General features: G+C 70.5%; 11 protein-coding genes. 4 read left to right on the top strand and 7 right to left on the bottom strand.

Features of this window, described 5'->3' with window-relative positions:
* Positions 1–4: 4 nt before the first annotated feature.
* Positions 5–2,059: a transglycosylase domain-containing protein gene (locus tag OOK31_RS36840; RefSeq protein ID WP_267091790.1), complete on the bottom strand. Its 2,055-nt coding sequence runs from the start codon at positions 2,057–2,059 to the stop codon at positions 5–7.
* 313 nt (positions 2,060–2,372) lie between these two features.
* Between OOK31_RS36840 and OOK31_RS36835 the strand changes: the two genes are divergently transcribed.
* Entirely contained in the window at positions 2,373–3,242 is an 870-nt protein-coding gene (locus tag OOK31_RS36835) for an MBL fold metallo-hydrolase (RefSeq protein ID WP_267091789.1), read from the top strand.
* A 75-nt stretch (positions 3,243–3,317) separates the two neighbouring features.
* Here the strand turns inward: OOK31_RS36835 and OOK31_RS36830 are convergent, their stop codons facing one another.
* The 3 genes from OOK31_RS36830 to OOK31_RS36820 all read right to left on the bottom strand — a co-directional run bounded on the left by OOK31_RS36830 (position 3,318) and on the right by OOK31_RS36820 (position 6,686).
* The gene (locus tag OOK31_RS36830) at positions 3,318–4,382 is read right to left on the bottom strand and encodes an LLM class flavin-dependent oxidoreductase (RefSeq protein WP_267091788.1); all 1,065 of its coding nucleotides are present in this window, start codon (positions 4,380–4,382) and stop codon (positions 3,318–3,320) included.
* Between the two features lie 95 nt (positions 4,383–4,477).
* Positions 4,478–5,950: a sialidase family protein gene (locus OOK31_RS36825; RefSeq protein ID WP_267091787.1), complete on the bottom strand. Its 1,473-nt coding sequence runs from the start codon at positions 5,948–5,950 to the stop codon at positions 4,478–4,480.
* A gap of 529 nt (positions 5,951–6,479) precedes the next feature.
* Entirely contained in the window at positions 6,480–6,686 is a 207-nt protein-coding gene (locus tag OOK31_RS36820; RefSeq protein WP_267091786.1) for a hypothetical protein, read from the bottom strand.
* Between the two features lie 137 nt (positions 6,687–6,823).
* Between OOK31_RS36820 and OOK31_RS36815 the strand changes: the two genes are divergently transcribed.
* Together OOK31_RS36815 and OOK31_RS36810 are read left to right on the top strand one after the other, a co-directional pair.
* Positions 6,824–7,273 (top strand): RpiB/LacA/LacB family sugar-phosphate isomerase, encoded by a 450-nt coding sequence (locus OOK31_RS36815; protein ID WP_267091785.1) that lies wholly within the window; start codon positions 6,824–6,826, stop codon positions 7,271–7,273.
* A gap of 59 nt (positions 7,274–7,332) precedes the next feature.
* Positions 7,333–7,860, top strand: a complete 528-nt coding sequence (locus tag OOK31_RS36810) for a 2'-5' RNA ligase family protein (protein WP_267091784.1) — start codon at positions 7,333–7,335, stop codon at positions 7,858–7,860.
* Between the two features lie 6 nt (positions 7,861–7,866).
* On the opposite strand, the gene OOK31_RS36805 is transcribed toward OOK31_RS36810, so the two are convergent.
* Positions 7,867–8,298 (bottom strand): DUF4267 domain-containing protein, encoded by a 432-nt coding sequence (locus OOK31_RS36805; protein WP_267091783.1) that lies wholly within the window; start codon positions 8,296–8,298, stop codon positions 7,867–7,869.
* 200 nt (positions 8,299–8,498) lie between these two features.
* Here OOK31_RS36805 and OOK31_RS36800 point away from each other — a divergent pair, with 200 nt between their 5' ends.
* A complete protein-coding gene (locus OOK31_RS36800; RefSeq protein ID WP_267091782.1) occupies positions 8,499–9,122 on the top strand; it encodes a histidine phosphatase family protein in 624 nt (207 codons plus the stop codon).
* 81 nt (positions 9,123–9,203) lie between these two features.
* Here the strand turns inward: OOK31_RS36800 and OOK31_RS36795 are convergent, their stop codons facing one another.
* Together OOK31_RS36795 and OOK31_RS36790 are read right to left on the bottom strand one after the other, a co-directional pair.
* Positions 9,204–10,310, bottom strand: coding sequence for a hypothetical protein (locus OOK31_RS36795; protein ID WP_267091781.1), 1,107 nt, complete (start codon positions 10,308–10,310; stop codon positions 9,204–9,206).
* Between the two features lie 108 nt (positions 10,311–10,418).
* The gene (locus OOK31_RS36790; RefSeq protein ID WP_267091780.1) at positions 10,419–11,228 is read right to left on the bottom strand and encodes a hypothetical protein; all 810 of its coding nucleotides are present in this window, start codon (positions 11,226–11,228) and stop codon (positions 10,419–10,421) included.
* Between the last annotated feature and the right edge of the window lie 322 nt (positions 11,229–11,550).

The raw sequence follows: 11,550 nt of genomic DNA, 5'->3' as shown, positions 1-11,550 counted from the left end.
ACCGTCAGGGGCGGTCGCGGGGACCATCCGCCGGGGACGGCGACGCGGGCACCGCCGCCTCGTTGTAGGCCTTCCAGATCAGCGGCGGGAAGGCGCTGCCCCGCTCGGAATCGGGGCCGCCCACACCCTGCATGGGCAGCAGTTGCGGGACGTCGGGCTTCGTACGGAACATCGCGACCGAAGTACTCAGTTCCTGCGTCGCGCCGATGAACCAGGCCGAGTTCATACGGTCGTTCGGACCGGTCTTGCCCGCCCAGGACGGAAGCTGGTTCCGCTGGCCCTGCGGCGGTCCGACGGTGCTCCAGCTCACCTGGCGGAGCGCCGCGCTGACCATCGCGGCCGCCTCGGAGCTCATGGCCCGCCGCGGTTTGGGCTGGCCCAAGCCGTCCACCGCGGCGCCGTTCCACTCGACCTTGGTCACCGAGTAGGGTTCGGTGGCCCGGCCCTGGTTGACGAACGTCGTATAGGCGCTGGCCAGCCGGACGGCGCTGGGGGTGGAGGTACCGATGGAGAAGGTCGGCTCCAGCTTGGCCATGCTCTCCTCGCGCAGTCCCGACGCGACCGCGAGATCCTTGACCTTCTTCAGCCCGATCTTCTTGCCGGTCTCCACGAACGGCGTGTGGCCGGAGTCCACCAGGGCCGAGTGGAGGCCCGCGGATGCCGTCGGCGGCCCCGCCGGCCTGGGTTCGCGGGGGTCCGGGTCAGAGACCTCGGCCGGGCGTTCCCTGCCTTCGAGCTCCTGCTCCAGAGCGGCGGCGTACACGAAGGGCTTGAACGCCGAGGCCGCGGGCACGCCCGAGGTGTCCGCGTTGTTGGTGAAGTGCTCGACCGCGTCGGAGCCGCCGTAGACCGCGACGATCGCTCCGTCCTTGGGGCGTATCGAGGCGGCGCCGACCTGCACGTACTGGTCCTCCGCGCGCTGCCTCGGGTCCAGCCGGTCCGCGCGCACCTGCTCGACGGCCTTGGTCAGCGCGAGCACCTTGTCCTTCTCGAAGGTGGTGTGGACGCTGTAGCCCCCACCGGCCAGATCCTTGTCCGTGATCCCGCCGCGGCTCTTGAGGTACTTGTTGGCGATGTCGACGAGGTAGCCGGTCTGCCCGGCCTGGCTGGTCGGCTTGACGGGGGGCTTCGGCTCGGGGAACTTCGTGTACTTCGCGCGTTCCTCGGCGCTCATCGAACCCGTGTCGACCTGACGGTCCAGGATCCAGCTCCAGCGGTCTTCGGCGCGTTGGCGGTTGGCGCCGCTGAGGGCCGGGTCGAAGCTCTCCGCGCCCTTGAGGACAGCGGCCAGCAGAGCGCCCTGACTGGGGTTCAGCTCCTTGGCGGGGATGCCGTAGTACGCGTACGAGGCTGCCTGGACGCCGTACGCGTCGCGGCCGAACCAAGAGGTGTTGAGATACCCCTCGAGGATCTCCGTCTTGGTCTGCTGGTTGCTGACCTTCAGGGACAGGAAGAGTTCCTTGATCTTTCGCTCGACGGTCTGGTCCTGGCTCAGATACGTGTTCTTCACGTACTGCTGGGTGATCGTCGAGCCGCCCTGGGTCTCCTTGCCCTTGACGATGTTGACGGCGGCGCGGCCGATGCCCGTCACCGAGACGCCCGAATCACTGTAGAAGTCCGCGTTCTCCGCCGCGATGACGGCGCTCTGGACGGATTCGGGCACCTCGGAGAGCTTCACGTCCTGCCGGTTCACATCGCCGACGCTCACCATCCGGCTGCCGTCCGCCCAGTAGTAGACGGTGCCCTGCCGGCTCGCGGAGTCATGCGGGTTGGGGATCTTGACCTGTATGTAGATGGCGGTGAAGAGCCCGGCGAGGGCGCCGGCGAAGAGCAGGAACAGGCCGGAGGCCAGCTTCCAGGAGGGCGTCCAGCGCCGCCAGCCCCGCCGGCCGCGTCTGGGGAAGTCGATGAGGGGGCGACGGGCCTTCCGGGCGGCTCTCCTACGGCTCTTCGCCCGGCCACGAGGGCGCCGTGTGCGCTTCGGGCCTTCCCTCTGCTCCGGGCTTCCGCTGTCGTCCGTACTACCGGCGCGGTCTGCGCGGCGTTTGCGGGGCCTCATAGGGGGTGCGGACCTCCTCGATCGCGAGCCGTCACCTCGGGGGTGGTGACGGACTCGGCCAGGAAGATGATCAAACCGTGTGCCGGGTTGGTCCGATCATGAAATCTTCATGCGCGGCACGGGACTTACGACCTCGCGCACGGTCGTTCCGAGGGCGTGTTCGGCTACGTGACCCGGGCGTCGCGCGGGTCGGGGAGAACGCGTCGGGTCCGGAAGCACAAGGCCGGCAGGGCCTACCGGTTCCGGCCGGGGGTGGGGTATCCCTGGAAGACGGCCCTGATCGGGGGTCGTTTCCCCAGGAAGGAGACCCGCCGTGGACGGCTGGTACGTGGACGACCGTTGCTTCAACTGCGATGTCGCACGACAGCTCGCGCCCGATCTGATCGGCGAGGCTGACGGAAGGTCCCAGATCCTGCGCCCGCCGCGCGATGAAGCGGAGACGCGGCGCTTACACGCAGCCGTCTTCGCCTGCCCCACCCGCTCGATCCGCCCCACCTCCGGGCAACCGGACCGTCGGCTCGATCCCTTTCCGATGGCCTTGGACAGCGGCGTACTGTTGTGCGGGCACAACTCACAGCACACTGCCGGGGCCAATTCCTACTTGCTTCTGCGGCCCTCCCGCACCGTCATGATGATCGACACGCCGCGCTGGAGTCCTGAACTCGCCGAGCGTTACGCAGCATTGGGCCCGGTCACCGATGTGCTGCTCACCCACCGCGACCACGCCGCGCACGGCCGCCGTTACGCGGACCATTTCGGCGCCCGGCTGTGGATCCACGAGGGCGACCTCGATGCGGCGCCGGACGCGGACCAGGTGATCCGCGGCCTCGAACCTCTGGAGATCGGTGAGGGGGTCACCGTCCACCCGCTGCCCGGCCACACCCGGGGCAGTGTGCTCTACCTCGCGGATGACCGGTACTGCTTCAGCGGGGACAGCTTCTACTGGTCACGCACCACCGGTGACCTGGAAGTCGCGGAAAGCGTGACCTGGTACTCCATTGAGGAGTTGGCCGCCTCACTGGCCAGGACGGCCGGACGGCTCCGGTTCGAATGGGTCCTGCCGGGCCACGGCGACCGCCGTCGGCTGCCCGCCGACGAGATGTCCCGGCGGTTGACAACGCTGGCGGAGCGCACCGGGCTGTTGCGGCCCCGGCCGGTCGACCTCACCGCCGTCCGCTGGTGACGGGGCCCGTGCGCGTATGCAAAGCCTTGGTGATCTTGTAGGTACAGGTCACGGGTGTGCGGCAGGTGGGTCAGCTCAGGTGAGGAGTTCCGCGAGCAGGGCCATCTCGGTGGGCGCGTCGATCACCGGCTGGATGAGGAGTTCGTCGACGCCGGCCTGCTCCAGGGTGGTGATGCGGGCGAGGAGGTCGTCGCGGGTGCCGACCAGGGCCAGGGTGTTCATCAGTGAGGGCACGACCAGGTCCCGGTCCTGCGGCGCGATGCGTCCGAGGTAGTTGGGGTAGAGCTTGGTGTGCCGGTCCGGCGCGGTGGCGGTGGTGCCGCGCCGGTCGAGGAGCTTTCGCACCGCCTCGCGTTCCTCTGGGCCGAGCTGGTCGGCGAAGGCGGGTGCGTCGGCGGCCGTGTCGGCGGCGAAGGCCAGCAGCGACAGGACGAGGTGGCCCGTCGCGTCCCGGGCCGCGTCGCCGTGGGGGTCCTCGTCCTCGTCGAGCAGGTGGAGCGAAGTGACCAGGTAGGAGTCCGTGTGGGAGTCGGGGTCGCGGGGTGTGCCCTGGGCGGCGTGGCGGCGGGTGTCGTGCAGCGCGTGCCAGGCGGTGGAGTCCAGCAGGCCGAAGGAGATCAGGCCGGTGCCGCGGCGGCCGGCGACGGCGGCGGCCTTCGGTCCGAGCGCGGCCACGACGAACTCGACCGGGTCGGCGGTGTTCACGTGCGCCCCGGCGTGCAGGAACCGGATGTCGCGGACCCGGTCACCTTCGCGGTACTCGGTCGGACGTCCGGCGCACAGGTCCTGCAGTGCGACGGTGAAGTCCTCCAGCCCGGCCGCCGTGGCCGGCCGCAGGCCCAGGGTGCGCCGGGCGGTGTTTCCGGTACCGACTCCGCAGATGATCCGGCCCGGCGCCAGAGCGTTGAGACTGGCGAGCCCGCTCGCGGCGGCCGGGGCCGAGCGCAGCGCCGGTGAGGTCACGCCGATGCCGAGCCTGATGCGGCTGGTGGCCTTCGCACACAGGCTCAAGGCGACGAAGGGGTCGCCGTGGACCATGGGGGTGTCGTTGACCCAGAAGCTGTGCAGGCCCAACTCCTCGGCCCGCACGGCGAGGTCCTCCACACCGGGCTGCGCGGCGACAACGACGCCTGCACGCATCAAACCTCCAAGGCGTGAGGATCGAATCGAACCCGCTCAGCATGGCAGGTCCCGGCGCAGGGCCCTTGTACTGCGGCCGTCGTCGGTCGGGCCGGTCAGCGGGTGCCGAGACTGCTGGTGTACACGTCCGTACGGTTGTGTGGTGCGCCGGAGTGGGTCTGGGTGAGCACCGCCCGTACTCCCTTGCCGTCCGCCACCAGGCCTTGGTAGTCGCCGAGGAAGTAGCCCCCGGCGAACGGCGCCTGCAGCCAGTCGAAGACCCGCGAGATCCGCCGTTCCGTCCGGAGCTTCGGGTCTCCGTGCGGCAGTGTGGCCAGCTGGTAGGCGGTGGGCAGGGTGGTGGTGTCGCCCGGCTTGAGGAAGCGCAGGTCGTAGTAGGTGAGCGCGACGGTGCCCCGCTCGTCGACCGCGATCGACGGTGAGAAGGCCGGCACGCCTTCCGGGCTGATCAGTTCGGGGGTCCCCCAGGTGCGTCCGCCGTCGGTGGAGCGCACGAGCTGGACGGAGTCGAACCTGCCGCCGGAGAAGTCCGAGCCCTCGTAGGCCATGTACAGCGTGCCTGTCCTGGGGTCGACGGCCGGGCTGGGCAGCGTGGCCGCGGCGCGCAGCAGTCTGGTGGGGTCGTTCGGGTCGACCTCCGGTACGGAGGTGTCCCGGGCCACGGTGACCGGGGCGCTCCACGTCTCTCCGGCGTCGGCCGAGGTGACCACCTGGTAGCGGGCTTCGACGACGGTGCTCAGGTCGTCGGAGTAGGTGATCCGGTCGAAGAAGTCGTACAGGGTGCCGGTGCGCCGGTCGACGACGATCAGATGGCCGATGGTCTGGGTGTTGGGCACGCTGCTGGTGTCGACGAACGGCCGGGCCTTGCTCCAGGTCCGGCCTCCGTCGCGGGTGAGGGTGATGTAGCCCGGACCGTCGAGGGAACTGGGGCCGGGCGGGTCGTTGTCGAGTCGGTTCCAGACCTGGTAGGCGGTGCCTTCGCGGACCGGGTCGGCGGTGAGCGAGGGCTTGTCGTTGAAGAAGGGCTCTTCGTCGACGTGCGTGGTGGTGAGGTTCTGCCAGGTACGGCCGCCGTCGCGGGAGGTGGCGGTCAGGAGGGCGCTGCGCGTGCTCCTCGTGAAGTCGACGCCCTCCCCACCGGCGTAGACGGTGCCGTCCGGTCCGGTGCTCACCCAGGGGTCGGAGGCCCGTTCGTAGTCCGCGCCGCCGGGGGCACACAGGCTGAACGGCAGCGTGCTCCGGTGGAAGGTGTGGCCGTCCGTGGTCCAGCCGGCCGCCAGGCCACGGGCGCCGCCGTCGTTCCAGCGGTCCTGCTGGAAGACGGTGACGACTCGCTTGGGGTCGCGCGGATCGACCGACAGGTACGGCTCGACCTCGGTGCCCGGGTAGACGATGCTGTCGGGGGACCTCGCGCCGATGGTGCAGTCCGCGTACGGGTCGCCGTGGGACACCTTGGTCAGTGGTGTGCCGTCGGGGTTCCGGTCTGCCGTGGCGGGAGTCGCACCGGTGACCGTGACGAGCAGGAGCGCGGCGGTGGTGACGGCGGTCAAGGGCAGGATGACGCGCATGCGGGATCTCCTCCGGGCCTGGCGGCCGGGGTACGGAACCGCCGTCATCGGGGCGGCCTGGGGCGCGGAGGAGTGCCGGAACGCTGGGGTGGGGCGACTCCGCTTGATCCTTTTCGGCGTTCTGGCCGGTGCCCTTGATGGGCCGAAGGGCGGAGTCCTCCCCGGGGTCGTCGATGAGCACGGCGAAGCCGACCGGCGGTGCGGCGTGCCGGTCGGCTCCGTGGTCGTGCTGTTGTGCCCGTCTCGTGGTCCCGGAGGGGGCGGAGGGGCGGAGGGGGCGGAGGGGGCGGTCTGGGCTCAGACGGGACGGTGGACGACCGTGAGCGCGGTGTTCACGACGTCGCGGACCGCCTCGAAGCGGTGACGGCCCGGGCTTCGAGGCGGTCGGCGTCCACGATCACGAGTGGCGGTGTCGAGACGGGCGTGGGCGATCCACCCCGCACGGGATCCGGGGCCGTCGCCCCGTACGCACCACGCCGGGCGCACCGGTCGGGCTGGTCACCCGGCCGTGCGGCGGCTGATCAGCTGATCAAGTGATCGCCTGTGTGGTCCCGTCAGGCAGCGTGCAGACGTAGCCGCCGTAAGGGCGTCCTGTGATCTGCCCGTCGGCGGCCGTGCAGTCGTCCCTGCTGATGTTCGGAGACGAGGCGGCCGCGGTGCTGACAGCGCCGACGGCGCTCATGCCTGCAAGGGTTGCCGCGGCCAGGGCGAGGCCCAGGATTCTTCGCAAGCGCATGACTTCCTCCTCCTCTCAGGCGCCTTCGTTCGGCCCTCGGAAGGACAAGTCTCAGGACGACGGCGCCCTCCTACTCAGCATGGGCGCTCCGCATGATGCCCGCGAGGCGGGGCGGCCGGGGCCGATAGTGTCGGGGCATGCGGATCTGTGTTTCCTCGGACATGGACGAACCCGTGGCTCGCGCCCTCCTCGGGCAACTGCGCGACCGCGGACACGACGTGGTGGCGTACGGGGCGCTGAGCCCCGGCGACGATCCGCAGTGGGCCGCCTGCTCGGAAGCGGCGGCCCGCGAGGTCGCCGCCGGAAACGCCGACATGGCAGTCGTGTGCTGCTGGACCGGTACGGGCGCGTCGATCGCCGCGAACAAGGTGCCCGGCGTACGCGCGGCCCTGTGCACGGACGCCTACACCGCGAACGGTGCGCGCCGCTGGAACGACGCCAACGCACTCGCCCTCAGCCTGCGCCTGACCTCGGAACCGCTCCTCAAGGAGATCCTCGACGCCTGGTTCGCCGCCGCGGCGAGCACGGACCCCGAGGACCGGGAAAACGTGGCGCGCATCGAACGGCTCGACAACACCAGAGCCTAGCCATCCAGGGCTTCCAGGCCGTCTCTTCCGGATCTTGCCCGGCCTGCGATGATGACGGCGTGCCAGAGCCAGGGACCACTGCCGTCGTCATCGTCCTGCCCGATGCCGCCCCGCTCCTCGATGCCGCGTCGCGTATCGACCCGGCTCTGGTGCGTCGTGGGGTGCCGGCGCACGTCTCGCTCCTCTACCCGTTCGTGCCGGAATCGGCGCTGACAGGTCAGGACGAGAAGGACGTGCGTTCCCTCGCGGCGAGTTCCCCGGCAGCTGATCTGCTCTTGGAGGAGGTCGTGACGGCGTCCGGCTCCGTCGCCGTCACCGTTCCGGGGCTCCAGCCGATCGTCGACGCGTTCCGCGCCCAGTGGCCCGGGCTGCGCCCGTACAGGGGCCGCTTCGGGGCGCGGCCCGCCGCCCATGTCACGGTCGCCATGGGTGCGGACGACCCGACGGCTGCCGCCCGTGTCCGCGCCGCGATCGGCAGCCTGCTGCCGCTGCGCACCCGTGCGGCGGCGGTCCAGCTGGTGGTGCTGACGGAGGAAGGCTGGCAGTCGCGGTTCACCGTGCCGCTCGGCGTCCCGGACCGGCCGTGAACTCCGTCACGCCACCTCGTGGGGCCGAACCTGCCGTTCGGCCGCACGGGAGTTGGGGTTACTTGTCGCAGGCGATGCCGTCGCCGTCCTTGTCGTTGCGGACGGGCGTTCGCGCAGCAGCAGCCCGGCGGTGACCGCGACGGCCAGGGCCGTGAACCCGTGGACCCCGTACGCCGTGCCCGCGGGTCCGCCGCTGGTCAGGACGATCACCATGTCGCCGGCGGGAACGAAGGCGATCGCCGCCATCGCCCAGCCGAGCGCCCGCCGGTGTCCGGTGAGCAGCAGCGCCAGGACGACCAGGCCCGTCGCGATGTCCCGCACGCCCTTGACCGCGAGGAAGGCGGCGCCGTCGTGCTGCGGCCAGGTCGGAATGCCGAAGTCGGGGGCGGTGGCCTGCGGCGCGAGCAGGTAGCTGAGGCCGATGAACCGTGGACCCACCCCGAGATCATGCGGCTCGGCGAACTCCGGCTGGCCGCCCGCGAACTCGCCGACCGCCCGGCCGACGGTGGGGCACCTTCTGACCGTTCGGTGGGGTCGTCGTCCACACCGAACTCGGAAGTCCCTCGCCGGGAACCGGCGCCGGAGGATGCAGCGTCCCTTGATGCGCAAGATCGTTAGTGGGCGCAGAGGAGTTCGCGATGACCGGCACGGCTACTCGTTACCTCTATCTGGTTCGGCACGGTGAGGCAGCGTCGGAGGAGAGCGGGCTGACGGAAGGCGGCCGGCGGCAAGCCGTGCTGCTCGGCCGGCGGCTCCGGGGCATCCCTCTCGCAGCGGTTCACCATGGCCCGCTGCCCCGGGCAGAGCAGACCGCACGTCTGATCGGCGACCAGCTCGAGAACGTTCCCCTGCGCGTCTCGGAAGTCGCTGGTGACTACGTTCCTTACACGCCAGTGAGGGACGAGCTTCCGGCAGAATCCGCAGACTTCTTCCTCCGCTTTCTCGCCGGTGCCTCTGAGGAGGAGCGGGAGCACGGACCTGCGCTGGCCCGGCAGGCGCTGGACGTGTTCACCGGGCCGGTGGAGGGTGAGGAGGACCGGCACGAACTGGTCGTCACCCACAACTTCCTGGTCGCCTGGCTCGTCCGGGACGCCATGCACGCGCCGCAATGGCGCTGGCTCGGCCTCAACCACGGCAACGCCGCACTCACGGTCATCCGGTACGCGCCCGTTCGGCCGGCCTCTGTCCTCATCTCCAACGACATGGGGCATCTGCCCCCCGAGCTGCGCTGGACCGGCTTCCCGTCCGAGGTGCACGTCTAACGCGTGCCTCTTCGGCGGGTTCGTCAGCTGTTCGATTGCGGCAGCCCCGGAGAGCGGGTACCGGCATCCTCTGTCAGTCGGCTAGAAGAGGCCGGCGCGCATGTGGTGCGTGAGGTTCTCGAGGATCTCGCGCAGCCACGGACTTCGGACGGCGGGCAACCGGACCAGCGTGTGCCGGAAGGTGCCCGAGTCGGCCCGGAACAGGTGATGGGGACGCGGTGTGGGCGGGTCGTCGCGGAGGACGCCGTCGGGCATGGTTCCCGAGGCGGGGAGGGGTAGGCCTGGTTCGGGGAAGGCCATCCACATCCACACGCCGAACGGCAGCGGCACGGGGTACGCCGATGCGGCCGGGCCGGCCGGGCTCCAGGGTTCCCCCGTCTGCGGGTGGATCGGCACGAGGATGATGTCGGCGTCCATTTCGGGGACGGACAGTCCCGGTCCGGCCAGAACGGCGCGCCGCGCGGGCTGGACCGCGGGCAGCAGGGCGTCGAGGGTGCGTTGGAAGACTTCCGCGATCAGGCCGTGCGGGACGGTCACCGGCTGGCCGTCCGAGGCTGCCAGCAGGTGGGCCAGGGCCCGGCCGGCTGCCGCCTCCCATTGCGGGTTCCATGACCACCAGTGGTCCAACCCGAGCAGCGAACCCCATCTGGCGATCGGCACGATCGGGGGTGTGGCTTTGCCCTCCACCAATACTTCCGCCCAGGAGAGCGTTGCGGTGTCGGCCTCGTCGACGGGGAGGCGGTGCACGGCGTCCGGCGCGAGCCAGACCGCCTGCCAGAGTGAGCAGTCGTCGATCCGGCTCGCCACGGGCAGGCCGCACGCCTCGCAGGCCATGTTGGGGCCGTCACCCCAGTCGAGGCCGCAGCAGTAGCCGCCGGCTTCCTCCGGGACGAGCACGGTGCCGCGCGCATCCCCCGGGGCGATAACAATCGTGCCGGACTCGGCATCGGACAAGGCGTAGACAGGAGCGTAAATGCCGCGGGCCGCCGCCTCGTCTGGACCGATATCCTCCCACCTCCGCCACGGTGGCCCCCAGGGCTCCGGTTCCACGGCGAACGTGCCCGACTCCATGAGCACCGGGAGCTGAATCCCGTTCCCGTACTTCTGATGGGCGTGGGCCGGCAGAGCGACCTGGGACAGCGGGATGGTCAGCCTGGCGCCGCACCCGGCACACACGAAAACGAACAAATGTCCTCCGCTAGCGAAACAGGGGGCATCGTCGCAGCTCCGTGGCGGACCGGCCAACGTGTTTTCATCCGCTGCCCGCGGGCCGGATGTCGGACTCCCGCGCGTGGGTCAGCCGAGCGCGCTGACGGCCAGCCAGATCGTCAGCGGGGCGGTGCAGAGCCCGGCGAGGGCGGAGAGCCAAGCCACCGAGATGTCGAGGAACCGTGCGAACGGAGTCCGGAGTACGAGCACGTCCGACGTGTCCTGCGGGTTGTAACTGACCTGTTCGGACGGTGCGGCACTCACATACGAGAGGTAACGGGTCGTACCGGTGCTGTCCGCGTACTGGTACACCCTCGGTCTGTCGGTCCGCACCGCGAAGACCGTCACGCCGTGCCGGCGCAGGCGGCGCTCGTGGAACGACGGCCCCGTGAACAGCACGCAGAGCCCGATGAGCAGGACGGTGAGGCCACCGAGGATCCCGCTGGCGACAGCGCTGCCCTGCGCGTCGGGACCGTCCGCCGTGGCGGTGAGGGCCACGGACAGGCCGACGACCCCGCCCAGCGCCCCGAGCACACACCACGCGAGTGTGCGCCGGAACTTCTGCAACCTGGTTCTGGCGAAGGAGCGCACCACGACCAGGGCCCCGCCGTCGACCTCCTCGACCGGGTCGGGCAGCAACGCGTTCACGGCGTCCGCGAAGACGACGGCCGCCGCCTCGCTCACGTCCTCGATCCGATGGACGGACGGCGTCGCCCCCGCAAGCACCCTCAACTCGACCGTCACGCACCGCGCCTCGGCATGGACGCGGGCGACCGCCCTGGCCGGGATCTCCAACGTCTCGCCGCGTCGCTCCAGAACCAGCTCGCCCTGCTTCCAGCTCAGAACAGCGGCCGCACGCCCTTGCAGGACAGGTATGGAAGAGGATGTGATCGACATGGGGAAGATCGTAAGGCGGAGACCGTCGCCCGCGACACGGCCATGCACAAGCCGTTCCAGTACGGGAAGGGCAGGCGGCCCTTGCTCACGGTGCCGTCGTCTCGGTACGCACCGACCCATGTGAATGTTCTACGCGCCGGGGCGTCGGGGCGGGCCTGGGTCGCGGCTGGACCGCCTCGTATCTCTGCGCCGTGCGGGCCACCAGACGCCGGGGCCGTCTTCACGTGCGTCTCCACCACACCACCCGGTCATACGCGGTCAGGAGAGGCGTAGGTCGAAGTGGACATCCCAGCAGGAGACCCGAAGCCGTCCCCGCGGTCAA

Origin of the sequence: Streptomyces sp. NBC_00249 (genome assembly GCF_026342355.1) — a bacterium.
Lineage (GTDB): Bacteria > Actinomycetota > Actinomycetes > Streptomycetales > Streptomycetaceae > Streptomyces.
The sequence above is the reverse complement of the archived record's forward strand: the minus strand, read 5'-3'. Positions and strand labels throughout refer to the sequence as shown.

Excerpts from the sequence above, each read along its gene's own strand:
- OOK31_RS36840 (WP_267091790.1), bottom strand. The coding sequence starts at position 2,059 with ATGAGGCCCCGCAAACGCCGCGCAGACCGCGCCGGTAGTACGGACGAC.
- OOK31_RS36830 (WP_267091788.1), bottom strand. The coding sequence starts at position 4,382 with ATGCGTGCAGGCGTCGTTGTCGCCGCGCAGCCCGGTGTGGAGGACCTC.
- OOK31_RS36825 (WP_267091787.1), bottom strand. The coding sequence starts at position 5,950 with ATGCGCGTCATCCTGCCCTTGACCGCCGTCACCACCGCCGCGCTCCTG.
- OOK31_RS36820 (WP_267091786.1), bottom strand. The coding sequence starts at position 6,686 with ATGCGCTTGCGAAGAATCCTGGGCCTCGCCCTGGCCGCGGCAACCCTT.
- OOK31_RS36815 (WP_267091785.1), top strand. The coding sequence starts at position 6,824 with ATGCGGATCTGTGTTTCCTCGGACATGGACGAACCCGTGGCTCGCGCC.
- OOK31_RS36800 (WP_267091782.1), top strand. The coding sequence starts at position 8,499 with ATGACCGGCACGGCTACTCGTTACCTCTATCTGGTTCGGCACGGTGAG.
- OOK31_RS36790 (WP_267091780.1), bottom strand. The coding sequence starts at position 11,228 with ATGTCGATCACATCCTCTTCCATACCTGTCCTGCAAGGGCGTGCGGCC.